The organism is Ornithinibacillus liuyingii, assembly GCF_055550225.1.
The window spans coordinates 1-16,704 of the sequence record NZ_JBPWOS010000010.1 but is presented as its reverse complement, the minus strand read 5'-3'; the positions used below and the strand labels follow the sequence as shown (position 1 = coordinate 16,704).

The following is a 16,704-nucleotide window of genomic DNA, read 5'->3' as shown; positions in this document are numbered from 1 at the left end:
AAGGTAAAGGAAGATTAGCTTTTGTATATTTCCGGGGTGTTATAGCTGTGAATGGTAAAGTTTTACATTCAGTTCTTTTTATTTGATACCTATTCCATTCCCCTATTTACTGTTAGATTTCAATTTCCAACATAATTGGACAATGATCGCTACCTAGGATAGCGGAATGTGCATTAGAGTCAATCAAGTTGTCCTTCAGCCTTTCGGAGACAATAAAATAATCAATTCTCCAGCCAATATTCCTCTCGCGCACCGTTTTCATGTAGCTCCACCAAGTGTAAATACCTTCCTCATCAGGATAGAAATGGCGAAGCGTATCAATGAAACCTGCATTCAGAAAGCGTGTCATCTTTTCTCTTTCTTCATCCGTAAATCCGGAATTACCATAGTTTGTTTTGTAATTACGAATATCAATCTCTTGATGGGCAACATTTAGGTCTCCACATAATATAACGGGTTTAATTTTATCGTGTTCCATTATATGTTGAAACAAAGCGTCCTCCCATTCTAATCGAAGACCCAATCGAGCTAAATCACGCTGTGAATTAGGGGTATAAACATTGATTAAGAAGAAATCCGCAAACTCCATCGTAATAATACGACCTTCTGGTTGTGTTTCTTCCTCACCGATTCCGTATTTCACCGATAGAGGCTTCTGTTTCGTAAATACAGCAGTACCAGAATAGCCTTTGCGTTCTGCATAGTTCCAATATTGAAAGTAGCCATCTAGCTCTAACTCAATTTGCCCCTCTTGTAGCTTCGTTTCTTGAACACAAAAAATATCAGCATCTATTTCATTAAAGTAATCTAAAAAACCTTTGCGCACACAGGCACGCAATCCATTAACATTCCATGATACTAATCGCATAATATCTCCTCGTAATTTCTCTGCTTTGTAAAGTGGTTGTTTTTTTAGGTCGAAACAAAGTAAGCTAGTCCTCAGTAGAAACAACCTTTTTAGTTTGTACTCATCATATCACCTTCAGCAGAAATGTTCATGAAAGGCGTCTTTGGGAAAACTATTTTTTAAATGAGGTTGACTCTATTGGTGTATTAATCGTATAATACACTTAATCGGTGTATTAAGCCCTTAATACATATTTTTTTGCCAAGTGTGTATTAAGGGGTTAATACAGTAAGGAAACAGTTACCAAGTAAATATAGGAGTTGTAGCTATGAATATAAAGTTTAACAACCGAGATCCTGTCTATGTTCAGGTAATTCGACATTTTAAGGAGCAAATTGCTACCGGTAATTTTGAACCTGGTCAGGAGATTCCATCTCGACGTGAACTAGCAAATCAAATGAAAATTAATCCTAATACAGCGCAAAGGGCGTATAAGGAAATGGAGGAACAAGGGTTGATATTTACGGAGAGAAATTTACCAAGTCGTATTACGAATAATGCAGATGTGATTAAAGCAGTTAGAGAGGAATTGATTCTAGAAGCAGTCCATTCATTTATTGCTTCTGTACAAACGATTAATGTCCCACTAGATGAAGTGCTTCATCTAGTGAAGGAAAATTACGAAAAGAGATTGGAAGAACAGGAGGGAGAAGCATGATTGAGATAAAGGGTATAACCAAAAAGTTTGGTAGAAAACCGGTGTTAAAAGGGGTTAGCTTTGCTGCAAATAAAGGTGAAATTACGTGTTTAATCGGAATAAATGGTGTCGGAAAAACGACTATCTTAAATGCGATTATGAATCTAACACCTATTAATAGTGGTGAAATACTAATTGATGGTGAGAAGCTTCACAAAGGTAGCTTTGAAAAGGTGACCTTTATTCCAGATGCGATTACGATGCCTCCTAACATGAAAATTTCCGATGCGATGACATTTATGGCGGATTTTTATCAGTCATGGAATCAAAAGCGAGCAGAGGATTTGCTAACTTTCTTTAAGTTGGACGCCAATGACCGCATTTTTTCTCTGTCAAAAGGGAATACAGCTAAAGTGAATATGCTACTTGGTCTTGCATTGGATGTTGATTATCTATTAATGGATGAGCCATTTTCGGGGATTGACATATTTAGTAGAGAACAAATTGCCAATGTATTTACTAGCCATCTAGTAGAGGACCGAGGCGTCATTATTACAACACATGAAATCAATGATATTGAACACTTAATCGACAAGGCAGTTATTTTAAATGAGGGAGTTGTCTTACGAGAGTTCAATGCGGAAGAAGTACGAGAAATAGAAGGAAAATCGATAATCGATGTAATGAGAGAGGTGTACCAGCCATGATGCGCTATTTAAAATTGACTAACTTTGAACTAAATCGCTTCTTCAAAATATATGTAGTGTTAATTGGAATTACGCTCATTATGCAGCTAATAGGCGTAGTATTTATCTCGAATAATTATATAGGAGATATAGAAGAACTTATTTCAGCAGGTAATACAATAGAGCAGGCAATAAAGGATTGGGGGATTTTCTCTTTTAGTGCAATCTCAAGGTCATTATGGTTTACAGCACCTATCTCATTATGTGTTGTTACCTTGCTAATCTATGTGTTTTTCATATGGTATCGGGATTGGTTCGGAAAAAACACATTTGCCTACCGATTACTAATGTTACCGACAGCTAGAATTAATGTATTTTTTGCAAAGGCATCTGCCATCTTTTTAATGGTACTTGGGCTCGTTGCTATTCAGCTTATTTTCATCATGATAGAAAATGAAGTGATGAAGCTAATTGTCCCAAGTCAGTTGAGAGAAGATCTCACATTAAATGAAATACTATACAGCTTTGATTCTTTACGAGTATTATATCCCACTTCGTTTATCCAGTTCTTCATTCATTATGGAATTGGAATGATGACGGTATTGGTTGCATTTACAGGTGTGCTATTTGAAAGGTGTTTTCGTTGGAAGGGAATTATATTAGGTGTGGTTTTTGCGGTTCTTTCATTCTTCGTATTTATATCTCCATTATTGATTCAGGAGTTTTTAGTGGAGGAATTCTTCTATCCAACTGAAATATTCATTCTAATGGTAGTAGCAGCTCTAATTGTAACAAGCGGTGCCATTTGGATGAGTCATTACTTGTTAAATAAGAAGATAAGGGTGTGACGAAATGATATTGAAACGATTTTGGAAGCTTATAGCGCTAAGTCTCGTGATTATTACAGTACTTGTAACGTACTTTATTTATACATCATTAGTGGTTGCCAAACAATTTCCTGAATTAACACTGAAGACAATTGACGGGGATAAATCGGTCATGAACGACGTCTTACTAGTAGGGGAATATGATGGGAAAAGTAATTATAGTGCCGTCACGGTCAGTACAGAAGGGTCTGTTTATCGAGGACAAATGTCCTTCTTTGAGAATTTAGAATCCCCTTTTGCCATAAATAATGCGACTAAGTTAAAGGAAAAGTATCGTAACTTTATGAGAGGGAAATGGATTTATACAGGAAATTTCTTTGAAAATGACGAATTTGTCGCTTATGTCGCGGTTAAGTCAACATCATCGAGATTACACTACGAGGATGCTGAGAACTATTTTTACGTAGATGTTTTAAACAAGGAGACCAATAAGTCTAATTCATTTGAAATAAAGATACCGGGTCAAGGGCATTATTACGATATCGTAGTGTCAGATGTTCAATTAGTTAATGGAGAATTAAAAGTATTAACAGAGTCTAATCATTATGGGAATAATGGTCGTTATGTTCGTGAGTTAATGGTATACACGATTGATATTTCCTCTCATAAGATTAGTGCAGATGATACCCTGCTAGTAAGTGAGAGCATTGAAGATGCTAATAACTGGGAGGATATTATGTTCTTAAATGATTCAGAAGATATTTCAGAGCAGAAATTCTACTTCTTGCAAAAGGATCAGAACCGACGAGAAGTAGAGGATACTGAACTGGAAACGGAGATAGTAGATAATGAACCAACTGAAATCAGCGTGGTTAATAGGTCCTTCTATTTATATGATTTGGAAAGCAAAGAACTCCAAGAAGTTACCTTCGATAAAGAGATAGCGAACGAATTATTAGATGCGCGTACGTGGGGATTTGTACAGGATAGACAAGTGTATCTGGTCTATGAGTTAGAAAATACAGTTACCATACTAGAGATCAATGAAAAGGATCTATCTGTACAATCCAAAGCAAAGTTTAACCTAGACGATTCAGGATTTCAGGGTTTGTCGAATCTTACAATAGTAAACGATAAAATGTATGCGATAGGTTATAAGGATGATGTTAACTCTGTCAAAGTATTCGTTGGTGCAATTCACAATGGAGAGGTACTGTTTGAAGGGGAAATAGTTATGGAAAACCCAGATGAAGAAAACGGAGAACACGAATTGCGGTTCTATCGATTAATAATGAATTAAACATGGAGGAAATATTGTGATAAAAGTAGAGAAGCTAAGCCACCAATTTGAATTGGGGAAAAAAGGAAAGAAAACGATTGTACCAGTATTAAAGAATATTTCAATGGAAGTACACAAAGGGGAAATTGTTTCCGTTGTTGGGAAGAGTGGTTCGGGAAAGTCCACGCTACTAAATCTAATTAGTGGATTTATTCGTGCTAAAGAAGGAGAGATTTGGATTGATGGGAATCTAGTATCTGATTATTCAGAGGCAAAGTTTGCCGATTTTCGTCTTGAAAATATAGGCTTTATTTTTCAAAGCTTTCAATTGATACCTAGTATGACCGCGTATCAAAATATTGAACTTCCGCTGATTTTAAGAGGGGAAAATGAACCGAATAGAAAAATAATGGTTAACCAATTATTAGAGAGAGTCGGTTTAATAGAGTATAAGGACCATTACCCTAGCGAATTGTCAGGGGGTCAACAACAACGAGTTAGTATAGCAAGGGCATTAGTGCTGGAACCAGCACTAATCCTTGCTGATGAGCCAACAGGAAGTCTAGATAGTGAAACAGAAGCGGAAATACTAGACATTATTCAAAATCTTAATCAAGAATTGGGTATTACGTTCCTTATTATTACGCATGATGAAGAGGTTGCTCGTATCGGCCACCGTTCTATTACGATTAAAGATGGTAGTTTAATGGAAGGGGTGGAAACGATATGAGATTAAAGGACAAGTTTCGCTTTATAAGACAAAACATTAAAAAGAATAAAGCCCGTACTTATATGACTATTTTAGCAACGGCGATGGGATGTGCGTTCTTAATCGTATTAGCTTCTATTGGATATGGGCTACAGCAAAGTGTTGTAAAAGATACACTGGAGGATCAAACTGTAACAAAAATTGATATTTACGGTAAAGAAGTAGATGGTAATTATCAATCTCTTACAATGGAAGATGTACAGTCCTTGGAAAAATTAGATAATGTTAGATCTGTAACAAGAAAAACGCAATTAAGACAATATCCAACTTATTCCCTTGATGACTATGAAATAAGTGCAAATGCAGTGTCGACTCACTTCCCTTCTGAGTTAGCTGCTGGATTGGAGTTAGATGAAGGAAGATTACCTGAAAAAGCAAATGAAGTAGTAGTCGGGTATCATTTTGCGAATAACTTACATTTAGAAACAGAAGAAAATCCATACGATGAAGATACGGGAGAAATAAAAGAGGAATTACGTTATTCTGGTAGTATTATTGGAAAGACCATTACGATGTCCGTTCAAAAAAGTGCCGAAGAAGACAAAGCGGAGGAGATTCCATTAACGATTGTAGGTATCCTAAAGGAGCCTGGAAGAGAGTGGTTGACAAATACCGATGTATTTATCTCTCAAGAAGTATTCCAACAGGTGGAAGCTTATACGGGAACGCCAGGTGGAGAGCTAGGCGTGGATTCTGAGATATTAGAGACTACTTCTCTTACTTCTTATGATGAAGTAAACGTCTATGCGGATAACCTTGAAGCGGTACAAGGAATCGTGGATACGCTTAATGAAGAGAATTATGCATCGTACTCGGTTGTTAGTGAAATGAATCAAATTAATACCCTGTTCACCATTGCAAAAGCAGGATTAATTCTTGTTGGGACAATTGCCTTAGTTATTGCTTCGATTGGAATCTATAATACGATGACGATGGCTGTTACCGAAAGAGCTCCGGACATTGGAATTATGAAGGCTATTGGTGCCAATCCAAAGACAATTAAACAAATCTTCTTGTTGGAAAGTAGTTATATCGGTATCATCGGTGCATTCATTGGGACAATCGTAGCATATGTTATTAGTATAGTCGTGAATATTGCATTACCGATGATTTTGGAAATGGCATTTTCGCAAGAGATGCCTGAGGGATTACAATTCTCTGCTATCCCGTGGAGTCTAGTTGTTATTGCGGTTACCATTTGTTTAGTCGTTACAATCCTGTCAGGAACAGGACCAGCAAAACGTGCTACTCAAATTGACGTACTACGAGCAATGCGTAGGGAAGTATAGTAATGATAAGGATATGGTTAGAAGGAACTCTAACCATATCCTTTAGTAAAAGATTGCCTCGAGTCTACTAAGCCTAGTCTCGAGGCATATTTTCTAACAGCTTTTCGAAGCAGGAGCTACAATTGGTGTAACTGGGTTTAGACATTGAATTCCAGTAAAGTTATTCAAGTCCACGGTTATACAAATACCAGTCTCAACGAATTCACCAGTAGCGTTATTTGGGATGAAGTGGCACAAATCTTTTTTGGAATGACCTAATAAATTCCCGCTACCTTGTGTATCGAATTCTAATAATTCTAATTCAACACAGCAACCTTTTTTAAATTTCTTTGCCTTAAACACTGGAGTTTCCACACAGTCAAATCCAGAGTTGTTTTGAGCAATCCCTGTTGCAAAGAACAAATCACAATCCCCTTTACAATATAACAAAAACGGAATTGTCGTTGGCCCATTAGCAGGAACCGTAGTTGGCGAAAGTAATTGTTCGATTGCATTCTCGCACCCTGTAGTACAGCAATCATCTTGAGCTGCGGCTACTTCGTTTTGAGCTAGAACAATTTTACGAACCACGTCACAGACACATTCACTTGAGTGTTTTCCATGTGAACAACAACTCATGCTATGATCTCTCCTTTTCATATGAATTTTTTATACACTATAATCTATGTTAATTCAGATATCATGGTTGTTTACTAGTCTATTTCTATTAAAAATGATTCAGATATCCTGACAAAAGGAAGAATATGTGTTGGTTCATTATGTCAAAAGCCAACACCGACAAGGGATTAGCGGAGTATGTATAAATTAACTCTACACATGGTAGCTAATAGATTTTAGCCCTACCCATGAAAAAAGGAACCAGTTTACCTAGCTGGTTCTTTATTTTTGGTAATAGATTACATAGACATAACAACTTTTAAATTAACTTTACAATTCATTGATTTTCCCATCTATGTTAATAATTTCTTTTAAAATAGAGAAAGTGAACAAGCAATAAGTGAGGGAAGATTATGAGAATACGAGTCTGTTTGAGTATGTTTATACTATTTTGTCTACATAGTTTACTTTTGGGATCTACACTTGCTGCAGCAGAAGAACGTCAACCACCACGTATTAGTAGTGGAGCAGCTATTTTAGTAGATGCCACTACAAGTACCGTGATATATGAGAAAAATGCTTCAAAAAAACTATATCCAGCAAGTTTAACGAAAATTGCTACGGCCATTTATGCTATTGAGCATGGTGATTTAGATGATGTAGTAACGGTGAGTGAACATGCTTATCGTACAGAAGGGTCATCCGTGTTTCTAGAAGAAGGGGAACAGCTTAGCTTAAGGCAATTAATAAAGGGATTATTAGTTAACTCAGCTAATGATGCAGGGGTAGCAATTGCCGAGCATCTCAGTGGAGATGTGGAACATTTCTCCGATGATCTTAATCAATATGTGAAACAAGTAATTGGTGTTAAGGACACCCATTTTAGCAATCCACATGGGTTATTTGATGCGGAGCATGTTACTAGTGCGGAAGATCTTGCCATGATAACCCAATATGCAATAAATAATGAAGATTTCCGAGAGATATTTGGCTTAACAGAGCTAGAATGGAAAGGGAAGAAGTGGCAGACAACATTATATACACATCACAAGCTTCTTAGGGAAGCACCATATCCTGGTGTAAATGGTGGTAAAACGGGTTATGTTCCAGAAGCAGGCTTTACGTTAGCTACTACAGCAAGTAGAAAAAATCTTGACCTAATTGTGATTACGCTTGATGCATCAACCCAGGAAAGTGCCTATCAGGATACGGTTGCATTATTGGATTATGGATTTGATCATTTCAAAAGCGATGGTAAGGAAGTATCACCTATTCATTTAGATGGGGATGAAGCGTTTAGGAAACTAGCTAATAACAAAAAACGATTCTTTATCGATAGGGAGTGGCCATCATTTACTGATACGGAAATAAATTTGTCCCATCATTTGAAGGTAGCCGAGCTTAAACAGAATTCGATACCAAGCTCACTATATGATGTCCTTATTATTGGCATTGTCTTACTATCGATTTGGTTCATCTTCTATTATCGGAAGTCAAAGAAGGAGTGATTATTATATTGCTCTATGTCTATGATCGGGATATCTTTAATGAGAAAAAATAGTAAGACGATCGTAATCGTATAGAAAAAAGGATGGGTACGAACTGATATCATCCGGTTGCCCTTAATAGATTCTTCGGTTAGGTAGGTCATAATAAGTAAGAGCATAATCGTAAAGAATGCCAATAATTTGATGGTTGCATCTGGGTTGAACATTGGAATCATTTCGCCTAGCATCGCACCCATCATACCCCCCATTATGCCGGATATACTACCATCAATGACGGCGAATAGGTTGAACGGTAATCCAGCTATAAAGCCAATAGAAAGTCCAATTAGAATCGCAAGAAAGGTAGACATAAATAAGTCGCCATTTAGAAGTATTCCAATGACCGTACCAAAAAGGATGCCTGATAACATTCCAAGTGCCATCGATGCAAGCATTCCATGCATATTAGATAAGTGCTTTCGATGTAGGGCATTGAGGATAATGATACTGAGTATTTGACATGTACAAATTACCAATATCGTAGTTAATATAAATGACATGTTTCCAGCTCCTATAAAAGATGATTGATTGTCCCTTTAGAATGTATTCGACTGAGGGAAGAATTATGATTGCTACCTAAGGGGCGGGTCAGGTGCCTCTATATTTTTTTACGTTAGTACTATTACAAACAAGCTAAACTATGCTATTTTAATTGTATGGAATTTTATTTACCTTCTATTAGAAAGGACGTCTAAATTGAAGAAGACAAAAGTAGGTATTATCTTTGGTGGTAAATCTGCAGAGCATGAAGTTTCCCTTCAGTCTGCTAAAAATATTGTCGATGCAATCGATAAAGAAAAATATGATGTTACATTAATTGGAATTGATAAAGAGGGGAAATGGCATTTAAATGATCAATCTTCCTATTTATTAAATTCAGAGAATCCTAAATTAATTGCGTTGAATAAATCGGATGATAATGTTGCGATTGTACCAGGTTCTGCAACAAATCAATTAATCCATGTTGAAAATGCCGTAAGCTTAGAGCAATTGGATGTCATCTTCCCAATTGTACATGGTACGCTTGGGGAGGATGGCAGTTTACAAGGAATGCTTCGTATGGCAAATCTTCCTTTCGTCGGGCCTAGTGTTCTAGGTTCTTCTGTATGTATGGATAAAGATATTGCCAAAAGACTACTAAATGCTGCCGGAATAAAGGTAGCCAAAGGAATTACGGTGAAGCGTCCAAATAAAGATAAGGTAAACTTTGAAGACGCTAAAGAATTGTTAGGGACTCCAATGTTTATTAAACCGGCTAACCAAGGCTCCTCTGTAGGCGTTAGCAAAGTGAAGAATGAAGAAGAATTCTATGCGGCCTTACACGCTGCATTCCAATATGATCATAAGGTGGTCATTGAGGAAAATATTGTTGGTCGTGAAATTGAATGTGCTGTACTTGGAAATGATGATCCAATCGCGTCTATTCCTGGTGAAATATTACCGAATACTGAATTCTATTCTTATGAGTCTAAATATATTGATGAAAAAGGCGCAGAATTAGCAATTCCAGCCGAGCTTACTGAAGAGCAAGTTAGAATGGTGCAAACGACTGCAGTAGAAGCGTTTAAAGCATTAGAATGTGAAGGATTAGCTCGAGTTGACTTTTTCTTAACGGAAAATGGGGAATTGTACATTAACGAAATAAATACGCTACCGGGCTTCACAAAGATTAGCATGTATCCGAAGCTATGGGAGATTAGTGGTATTCCATACTCGGAATTAATCAGTCGCTTAATTGATTTAGCATTGGAACGCAGTGAGAATGATGCTAAGCTAAAGAATACCGTTTGGGAATAATGAAGAAAAGTCTCGTCCAGTGGGCGAGACTTTTCTGACTGATGGACAAGACAAAGCCAAAGATTGATTCGATTAGACAAATTATGATCAAGCTGTATCATATTGTCTAATCGTTTCACCTATCAGACAAAAATCACCACACATGGAGAAAGTTGTCTATTTGATGCATTTCTAGTAGAAAATTTTCATTCATTAAAAAAATTGTCTACTTGGAACAATCTAGGTAGACATTTTTTTCATAAAAACGAAAATTAATCTGTTATTCGACATGAAATGTGGTGAATTTTTCCCTTAATGCGATCCGTTCTTTTTTCTCCGGTTGCTCATCAAAGTATCCCATATGCAGGAATCCAACGATCCGTTCGTTTTCCTGAACCTGAAGAATTTCCTCTACATTTGGGTCGTAAATATGAGGATTGGTTTTCCAAACAACACCAAGTCCTTGTTCCCATGCGAGAAGTTGGAAGTTTTGAATCAAACAAGCAGTGGCACCAAAGTTCTCATCTTGCTTCTTTTGGTTGTCTCCTTTTTCCATAATAACAACAAGAATAGCGTTCGGCTCATTTAAATAGCTCTCTCGGTTTTCTTGTTTTTCTTCTGGATAAGTACTTGCTATTTTCTTGGCGAATTCACGCTTTTGATTTTCTCCAACAAAGATAAATCTCCAAGGCTGCCTCATCCCGTGTGTTGGTGCCCAAATAGCATCCTCTAATAATTGAGTAACGATTTCTTTCTTTACCATTTTATTGTTATATCCTTTTTTTATAGAGCGACGTTCCCGAATTAATTTTGCTAGCTCCGATTGTTGCTTTATCATTTGCATCGTTAACACCTCTTTTGTGTTGTTATTATACTTCCGACTGATAATCGTTTTCATTGATTTAAATAGTAAATGATTTGAATAGGAAAAGCAAACCTATCTTGATCAACATATAGGATTTTGTCAGTGATTTATATCACATCTCTTTTTGCTGAAAAAGTGTATGATATAGGTAGATATATATTGGGGGTCATATCATGTCATTTTATGATGTTTTAGTCTTTGTACATATATTTTCAGCAATTTTAGGCATGGGGCCAGGATTCATGATGATGATGATTGTATCGAAGGCAACCAATTTAACAGAATTAAGACATGCTTATGTAATACGAAACAGAATGCATCGTTACACTATGGTTGGTGGTACATTGCTGCTAATTACAGGTATTTTAATGGGGACTATCAATACGTATCTATTCCAACAGGGATGGTATATTACTAGTCTTGTCCTTTTCCTTATTGCACTAGCTTTTGGGCCGTTATTACTTTCACCAAGATCAAAACCAATCAAGGAGCTTTTAAAGCATGCAGAAGGGGAGAAGATACCAGCAGAATACGATGTAATGGCAAAGAAGCTATTCTTCGTAGAGAGAATTGAAAATGTCATTTTTCTCGTTATTATTGCCTTAATGATTATAAAGCCTTTTTAGTGAAGCGCTCTCTTGTGGAGGCGCTTTTTTCTATGATTGGATCAATCCTGAAAGACAGCGGGTAAATCCTGAAGTTAGGTGCTGAAGTCCTGAAGAATATGTAAACTCCCGTATTTTTAAATGGCGAGCCTATCCTGTTTGCTTTATTCCTATGATAAAATAGAGAAAAATGCAAACAAAGAGGGAAAATGATGAAAACATGGACAAGAGATATTGAAATTCATGCACCAATTGATCAAGTATGGAAACTTCTAGATGGGACACTTGAGGATATGCAAAAAATAATGCCAAATGTAGTCGAAAACACATTGGTTAAAGGAACAGAAAATGCTGTTGGAGCAGTGTATCGTCAGAAGTATCGTGAGGGAAAGAGGATGCAAGAATATGATGTCGAAACCATTGAATATGAGAATGAAGCGGATTTTAAGAAGTTAAAAGTAACCTTTACCCTTGCGAATATGTTTGAAATTACGACATCATATGAAGCGAAAAAGCTGGAAGATCATAAAACATACTTCCGATATACGACAACGAATAATCCATTAAAATGGTTCACAAAATTACTTCTTAAATTAGTAAATAGCGATAAAGTAGTGGTGCAATTTGTAGAGCGAGTAAAACAAGTTGCAGAAGAAGAGGTCCGAAAGCGATAAGGAGGGGGATAACGATGGGGAAGAAGATTTATCTTGTAAGACATTGCCAAGCGAATGGTCAGGAATTGACAGCTTCATTAACTGAAGCGGGTATAAACCAGTCTCTAGAGTTAGTAGAATTCTTTGCGGATGTTCTAGTTGAGCGGATTATCTCCAGTCCATATCATCGTGCCATTGATTCCGTCACGCCACTTGCTAAAGAAAAGGATATTCCAATTGAGATTGATGATCGACTATCTGAACGTGTATTAAGCACAACGTTCTTTCATGATTGGCGAGAAAGACTAGAACAGACCTTTGATGACTTGGACCTTGTATTTGAGGGGGGAGAATCTAGTGCTCAAGCTATGAGGCGTGGGATTGAAGTCATTAAAGAATTACTGGAAAATGAGGAGGAGCATATTCTATTAGCTACACATGGGGGACTAACCTCATTGATTTTGAAATATTTTCAGCCTAGCTTTCGTTTTAAGGATTGGGAGAATCTTACCAATCCAGATGTGTTTGTCATAGCCTATTCTAATGGAGAACTAGAGATTACTAGACTGTGGAAATAAAAAAACAGGATATCTCATAAGGTCCCTTGAGATATCCTGTTTCTTTTTAACTTTGTAATTCTTCAAGGTATTCTTCTAACGTTATATCACGTTCCATGATTTCGCTAGCTGTTTTAACACCAACATACCGTATGTGCCAAGGTTCATATTGATATCCTGTAATGTCTTCTTTTCCTTTAGGATAGCGAATGATGAAGCCATATTCCGCTGCATGATCCTTTAACCATTTTCCTTCCTTTGTATCTCCGAATTCTATAACTAAGTCAAAATTGACTTGTGGGCTTGTAACATCCATTGCAAGACCAGATTGATGTTCACTTTCACCAGGTCGCGCACTGAATTTATTAGCCTCTTCCTCGCCATGATTGCTCACATAGGATGCAAACAGATATTCCTGGGTTTCAAAGGAGCGAAATCCGGATTGTGCATATAAATCAAGACCTTCTTGCTCTGCCGCGGCAAACAATTCCTCAAGTGCATCAGCAGCAACTTGACGTATTTGCTTTTTCGGTAAATCTTCTACAAATGGAAATGGTACATCTGGGAAAACTAGGTCCGCTGGCACATAATCTGCAGGCAATGCGTGTTGCTTATTAATTAAGGCAAGTACTTCAAATGGATTACTTAGTTCAACAGTTTCCTCATCTAAAGGCTTATCCTCCGAGTAAGCTAAACCTTCACCGGAAGTTACTGTACTCTCTTGATCTTGATAATCCTCTATAACAAGCCTTGTCGCTTCATCATATTTTCCTGTTATCATCAGGTCTTCTGACTGTATTTGTAAATCGGTAATTGCCCATACGGTTTCTTTGTCATACGTACCAGTAGTGGGAATCTCATACCCAATTTTGATTAGAGCTTCTTGTAGTCCTATAACATTATCATTTTGATCACCTTTTTGGAGATCCTCTGTTGGGAGAACGAATCCTTCTTTAGCCTTAGGATTTTCTGCATTCTGTTCATCCTCTTTTGTTGGGTTAGGATTATCTTGTACCTTTTCTTCGCTTGTTTTTTCAGACGTATCCCCTGTTGTAGGCGTACTGTCACTACAAGCTGAAAGTAATATCAAAAGGCTTATAAGGGTTAATAAATAGATAGATTTGTAGTTTTTCATTGGTGTTCTCTCCCTTTTGAAAATTGAATACCCTACTTATTATACTACGATGAAAAATGAAAACAGTATAAAATGAGAAAAATAGTTCGTTAGTTCTACTGGATATTTTTGGTATATATAGATTATACTACAATTGCAGGGAATTTAATTGTGCTTTTTCTAATGGAAAGGAAGAGGCAGAATGAAGCAACAATTTGATAGTAAAGTTAAGGAAGCAGTCACGGAGGTAGGATTTTCAGGGACAATTTTAGTTCAGAAAAACGGGGAAGTTATTCATGAATCCGCATATGGTTTTGCTAATCGTTCGGATCAATTAAAAAACACGGTGCATACAAGATTCGGTATCGCGTCCGGGTGTAAGCTATTTACAGCGATTAGCACTGGGATTCTAGTAGACGAAGGAAAAATTACCTTTGATACTAGATTGAAAGATTGCTTGGATATTCAATTTTCTAATTTTTCAGATGAGATAACAATTCATCATCTTTTATCCCATACTTCGGGTATTCCGGATTACTTCGATGAGTCGGTTATGGATGATTTTGAAGAGCTGTGGAAAACAAGGCCGATGTATTCGATGCGTGAGTTAAAGGATTTCCTTCCTATGTTTCAACATCGTGACATGATGTTCCAGCCAGGGAGTCAGTTCCATTATAATAATGCAGGATTCATTGTGCTAGGATTGGTTATTGAGCAACTAGCCGGGATGAGCTTTACTGATTTCGTGGAACAAAAAGTGTTTGCAAGAGCGGGCATGAAGGATTCTGGTTATTTCTCACTTGACCAGCTTCCAGCAAATACAGCAATAGGCTATATAGATGATGTAGCATCTGGAACTTGGAAGAGCAATATGTATTCTATCCCTATAAAAGGTGGAGCTGATGGAGGAGCATTTATTACCGTCCATGATATGGTACGCTTATTTGATGCCTTGTTTAGTAAGAAGCTATTAACCGAGAGCACAACGGAAAGACTGTTATCCGTTCAAGCTGAGGGAGAAGATGACGAGTTCTATGGTTATGGAATTTGGATGGATAAGCAGGCGGATGAGATTACGAAGCACCATGTAATGGGATATGATCCTGGTGTAAGCTTTCATGCTGCAGTCTATGCGAATGGGGTAGAGGTTGTAATTGCTTCGAACAAGAGTGAAGGTGCTTATTCGATTATGGTTGCGATTGAAGAACTGTTAGACTAGGCAAGCACACATTCCCATATCTCTTCATATCTTTTTAGAAGATCGTATGAAGGGGTGGGGAAGATGGCTGAAACTGTATTTGTGGAACAAGCAGCACGTGTCCGTCACAGATGGATAAATTTTGTGTTATTTTGGTGTGCATTAATTGTTGTTTCCAGTGCTTATGTGACGACACCTCTCTTTTCTATCTTTGAAACTACGTTTGACGTCTCGAAAACGATGTCTGCATGGACTAGCAGCTCGTTTTCTTTTTTTTATGCGGTTGGTTTTCTATTATTTGGACCATTAGCGGATCGAATCGGTAGAAAGCAAGTCATTGTATTTGGCATGATTTCATTAACGATTGTAACCCCACTGATAGCGATGGCGAGCAGCTTCTGGAGTCTTGTTGTACTTAGAGGGATTCAAGGGTTTGTTGCGTCAACGTTTGCCCCATCAGCACTTGCTTATGCGTTTGATGTTATTCCATCTAAGAAAATTGTTACGACGATTGGCTTTATCAGTTTTGGCTATGTAACTTCTGGCATTTTTGGGCAAGTGCTTGGGGATGCATTTTCTCAATGGGGAAGCTGGAGGATGGTCTTCTTATTCTTTGGCGGTTTATATTTTATTACGTTCCTAACAGTGTTGCTATTACTTCCGAGTCCAAAAAAGCCAGGGCATAAAGAGGGTATTAGCTTTTACCTTTACCATAGCAAGCTTATTTTCAAGCAACGTAACTTTGTGTTCATTTACCTCATCACGATAATGCTCTTATTAACATTTATGGGAATGTACACCTTGTTAGGGAGCTTCTTAAAGGGAGAGCCTTATTACTTGAATGATAGGGAAATATTAGGTGTTCGAGCTATTGGCATTGTCGGGATGCTCGTGTCACCTTTTGTCGGTAGGATTGTTGGGGAAATAGGCGTGTTGACAACGCTTAGGTTAGGCTTGTCATTAGCTACCATGGGCTTATTACTACTTGGAATTGGAAGTAATATAACCTTTGTTATTGTGATGAGCATTATCTATGTGTTTGGAATCTCGTTAATATTTCCTGCTATCATGGTATTAATTGGAGAGTTAGGTGGAGATAGAAGAGCGCTTGCTAATGCCTTCTATGCCTTTATCCTTTTTATTGGTGCGATGCTAGGTCCAATTGTTGCTATTTCATTCATGACGTTTACTACTTACTTCTTTACATTGTTAGCTCTGTCTTTGTTATTAGTTCTGGCATTCATTTTTTCGATTTTTATACGGGTATAGCGGTAAGGAGTAACGATTTTGGATAGAGTGATAGAGGCTAACTATATAAAGTCAACAAATTTAGCCCAAAAAGAATAATGTTTTTTATTATAAATTTTGGCATGACAAATAAGCTTGGTGATTACGATT

Annotated in this window: 18 protein-coding genes; 13 read left to right on the top strand and 5 right to left on the bottom strand. The window is 37.2% G+C overall.

All coding sequences use genetic code 11. The features are described from left to right. Positions 1-112 precede the first annotated feature (112 nt). Positions 113-868 carry an exodeoxyribonuclease III gene (locus ACSKT4_RS13910; RefSeq protein WP_186869582.1) on the bottom strand — a complete coding sequence of 252 codons (756 nt, stop codon included), beginning with the start codon at positions 866-868 and terminating at the stop codon, positions 113-115. Between the two features lie 307 nt (positions 869-1,175). Here ACSKT4_RS13910 and ACSKT4_RS13905 point away from each other — a divergent pair, with 307 nt between their 5' ends. From ACSKT4_RS13905 to ACSKT4_RS13880, 6 genes are read left to right on the top strand one after another with little or no spacing between them, the layout of a single operon-like run. After that, the gene (locus tag ACSKT4_RS13905; RefSeq protein WP_186869583.1) at positions 1,176-1,565 is read left to right on the top strand and encodes a GntR family transcriptional regulator; all 390 of its coding nucleotides are present in this window, start codon (positions 1,176-1,178) and stop codon (positions 1,563-1,565) included. Beyond that, positions 1,562-2,251, top strand: a complete 690-nt coding sequence (locus tag ACSKT4_RS13900; RefSeq protein WP_186869584.1) for an ABC transporter ATP-binding protein — start codon at positions 1,562-1,564, stop codon at positions 2,249-2,251. The genes ACSKT4_RS13905 and ACSKT4_RS13900 overlap by 4 nt, the downstream gene beginning before the upstream one ends. Beyond that, positions 2,248-3,078 carry a hypothetical protein gene (locus tag ACSKT4_RS13895; RefSeq protein WP_186869585.1) on the top strand — a complete coding sequence of 277 codons (831 nt, stop codon included), beginning with the start codon at positions 2,248-2,250 and terminating at the stop codon, positions 3,076-3,078. Before ACSKT4_RS13900 ends, ACSKT4_RS13895 begins: the two co-directional genes overlap by 4 nt. A 4-nt stretch (positions 3,079-3,082) precedes the next feature. Next, a complete protein-coding gene (locus tag ACSKT4_RS13890; RefSeq protein ID WP_186869586.1) occupies positions 3,083-4,357 on the top strand; it encodes a hypothetical protein in 1,275 nt (424 codons plus the stop codon). Between the two features lie 16 nt (positions 4,358-4,373). Further along, positions 4,374-5,066 carry an ATP-binding cassette domain-containing protein gene (locus ACSKT4_RS13885; RefSeq protein ID WP_186869587.1) on the top strand — a complete coding sequence of 231 codons (693 nt, stop codon included), beginning with the start codon at positions 4,374-4,376 and terminating at the stop codon, positions 5,064-5,066. Beyond that, positions 5,063-6,394 carry an ABC transporter permease gene (locus ACSKT4_RS13880; RefSeq protein ID WP_186869588.1) on the top strand — a complete coding sequence of 444 codons (1,332 nt, stop codon included), beginning with the start codon at positions 5,063-5,065 and terminating at the stop codon, positions 6,392-6,394. Before ACSKT4_RS13885 ends, ACSKT4_RS13880 begins: the two co-directional genes overlap by 4 nt. A 93-nt stretch (positions 6,395-6,487) precedes the next feature. Here the strand turns inward: ACSKT4_RS13880 and ACSKT4_RS13875 are convergent, their stop codons facing one another. Further along, positions 6,488-7,012, bottom strand: coding sequence for a CotY/CotZ family spore coat protein (locus tag ACSKT4_RS13875; protein ID WP_186869589.1), 525 nt, complete (start codon positions 7,010-7,012; stop codon positions 6,488-6,490). A 416-nt stretch (positions 7,013-7,428) separates the two neighbouring features. On the opposite strand from ACSKT4_RS13875, the gene ACSKT4_RS13870 reads away from it, so the two are divergent. Next, positions 7,429-8,499 (top strand): D-alanyl-D-alanine carboxypeptidase family protein, encoded by a 1,071-nt coding sequence (locus ACSKT4_RS13870; RefSeq protein WP_186869707.1) that lies wholly within the window; start codon positions 7,429-7,431, stop codon positions 8,497-8,499. Here the strand turns inward: ACSKT4_RS13870 and ACSKT4_RS13865 are convergent. Beyond that, complete coding sequence (locus tag ACSKT4_RS13865; protein WP_186869590.1) at positions 8,475-9,038, bottom strand: hypothetical protein; 564 nt, start codon at positions 9,036-9,038, stop codon at positions 8,475-8,477. The two genes, ACSKT4_RS13870 and ACSKT4_RS13865, sit on opposite strands and share 25 nt — an antisense overlap. A gap of 196 nt (positions 9,039-9,234) precedes the next feature. Here ACSKT4_RS13865 and ddlA point away from each other — a divergent pair, with 196 nt between their 5' ends. Continuing rightward, the gene (gene ddlA / locus ACSKT4_RS13860) at positions 9,235-10,335 is read left to right on the top strand and encodes a D-alanine--D-alanine ligase (protein WP_186869591.1); all 1,101 of its coding nucleotides are present in this window, start codon (positions 9,235-9,237) and stop codon (positions 10,333-10,335) included. A gap of 259 nt (positions 10,336-10,594) precedes the next feature. On the opposite strand, the gene ACSKT4_RS13855 is transcribed toward ddlA, so the two are convergent. Continuing rightward, positions 10,595-11,158, bottom strand: a complete 564-nt coding sequence (locus tag ACSKT4_RS13855) for a nitroreductase family protein (RefSeq protein ID WP_186869592.1) — start codon at positions 11,156-11,158, stop codon at positions 10,595-10,597. 194 nt (positions 11,159-11,352) lie between these two features. On the opposite strand from ACSKT4_RS13855, the gene ACSKT4_RS13850 reads away from it, so the two are divergent. The 3 genes from ACSKT4_RS13850 (at position 11,353) to ACSKT4_RS13840 (ending at position 13,015) form a co-directional block, all read left to right on the top strand. After that, on the top strand, positions 11,353-11,805 hold the full coding sequence (locus ACSKT4_RS13850; RefSeq protein WP_186869593.1) for a DUF2269 family protein: 453 nt from the start codon (positions 11,353-11,355) through the stop codon (positions 11,803-11,805). A gap of 191 nt (positions 11,806-11,996) precedes the next feature. Then, the gene (locus ACSKT4_RS13845; RefSeq protein WP_186869594.1) at positions 11,997-12,458 is read left to right on the top strand and encodes an SRPBCC family protein; all 462 of its coding nucleotides are present in this window, start codon (positions 11,997-11,999) and stop codon (positions 12,456-12,458) included. Between the two features lie 14 nt (positions 12,459-12,472). Beyond that, positions 12,473-13,015 carry a histidine phosphatase family protein gene (locus tag ACSKT4_RS13840; protein WP_186869595.1) on the top strand — a complete coding sequence of 181 codons (543 nt, stop codon included), beginning with the start codon at positions 12,473-12,475 and terminating at the stop codon, positions 13,013-13,015. A 46-nt stretch (positions 13,016-13,061) separates the two neighbouring features. On the opposite strand, the gene ACSKT4_RS13835 is transcribed toward ACSKT4_RS13840, so the two are convergent. Next, positions 13,062-14,129: a D-alanyl-D-alanine carboxypeptidase family protein gene (locus tag ACSKT4_RS13835; RefSeq protein WP_186869596.1), complete on the bottom strand. Its 1,068-nt coding sequence runs from the start codon at positions 14,127-14,129 to the stop codon at positions 13,062-13,064. 181 nt (positions 14,130-14,310) lie between these two features. Here ACSKT4_RS13835 and ACSKT4_RS13830 point away from each other — a divergent pair, with 181 nt between their 5' ends. Then, the gene (locus ACSKT4_RS13830) at positions 14,311-15,327 is read left to right on the top strand and encodes a serine hydrolase domain-containing protein (protein ID WP_186869597.1); all 1,017 of its coding nucleotides are present in this window, start codon (positions 14,311-14,313) and stop codon (positions 15,325-15,327) included. A 63-nt stretch (positions 15,328-15,390) separates the two neighbouring features. After that, the gene (locus tag ACSKT4_RS13825) at positions 15,391-16,575 is read left to right on the top strand and encodes an MFS transporter (RefSeq protein ID WP_186869598.1); all 1,185 of its coding nucleotides are present in this window, start codon (positions 15,391-15,393) and stop codon (positions 16,573-16,575) included. Positions 16,576-16,704 lie beyond the last annotated feature (129 nt).

Excerpts from the sequence above, each read along its gene's own strand:
- ACSKT4_RS13835 (WP_186869596.1), bottom strand. The coding sequence starts at position 14,129 with ATGAAAAACTACAAATCTATCTATTTATTAACCCTTATAAGCCTTTTG.
- ACSKT4_RS13840 (WP_186869595.1), top strand. The coding sequence starts at position 12,473 with ATGGGGAAGAAGATTTATCTTGTAAGACATTGCCAAGCGAATGGTCAG.
- ACSKT4_RS13870 (WP_186869707.1), top strand. The coding sequence starts at position 7,429 with ATGTTTATACTATTTTGTCTACATAGTTTACTTTTGGGATCTACACTT.
- ACSKT4_RS13875 (WP_186869589.1), bottom strand. The coding sequence starts at position 7,012 with ATGAGTTGTTGTTCACATGGAAAACACTCAAGTGAATGTGTCTGTGAC.
- ACSKT4_RS13855 (WP_186869592.1), bottom strand. The coding sequence starts at position 11,158 with ATGCAAATGATAAAGCAACAATCGGAGCTAGCAAAATTAATTCGGGAA.
- ACSKT4_RS13865 (WP_186869590.1), bottom strand. The coding sequence starts at position 9,038 with ATGTCATTTATATTAACTACGATATTGGTAATTTGTACATGTCAAATA.
- ACSKT4_RS13890 (WP_186869586.1), top strand. The coding sequence starts at position 3,083 with ATGATATTGAAACGATTTTGGAAGCTTATAGCGCTAAGTCTCGTGATT.
- ACSKT4_RS13905 (WP_186869583.1), top strand. The coding sequence starts at position 1,176 with ATGAATATAAAGTTTAACAACCGAGATCCTGTCTATGTTCAGGTAATT.
- ACSKT4_RS13845 (WP_186869594.1), top strand. The coding sequence starts at position 11,997 with ATGAAAACATGGACAAGAGATATTGAAATTCATGCACCAATTGATCAA.
- ACSKT4_RS13850 (WP_186869593.1), top strand. The coding sequence starts at position 11,353 with ATGTCATTTTATGATGTTTTAGTCTTTGTACATATATTTTCAGCAATT.
- ACSKT4_RS13895 (WP_186869585.1), top strand. The coding sequence starts at position 2,248 with ATGATGCGCTATTTAAAATTGACTAACTTTGAACTAAATCGCTTCTTC.
- ACSKT4_RS13880 (WP_186869588.1), top strand. The coding sequence starts at position 5,063 with ATGAGATTAAAGGACAAGTTTCGCTTTATAAGACAAAACATTAAAAAG.
- ACSKT4_RS13825 (WP_186869598.1), top strand. The coding sequence starts at position 15,391 with ATGGCTGAAACTGTATTTGTGGAACAAGCAGCACGTGTCCGTCACAGA.
- ACSKT4_RS13830 (WP_186869597.1), top strand. The coding sequence starts at position 14,311 with ATGAAGCAACAATTTGATAGTAAAGTTAAGGAAGCAGTCACGGAGGTA.
- ACSKT4_RS13900 (WP_186869584.1), top strand. The coding sequence starts at position 1,562 with ATGATTGAGATAAAGGGTATAACCAAAAAGTTTGGTAGAAAACCGGTG.
- ACSKT4_RS13910 (WP_186869582.1), bottom strand. The coding sequence starts at position 868 with ATGCGATTAGTATCATGGAATGTTAATGGATTGCGTGCCTGTGTGCGC.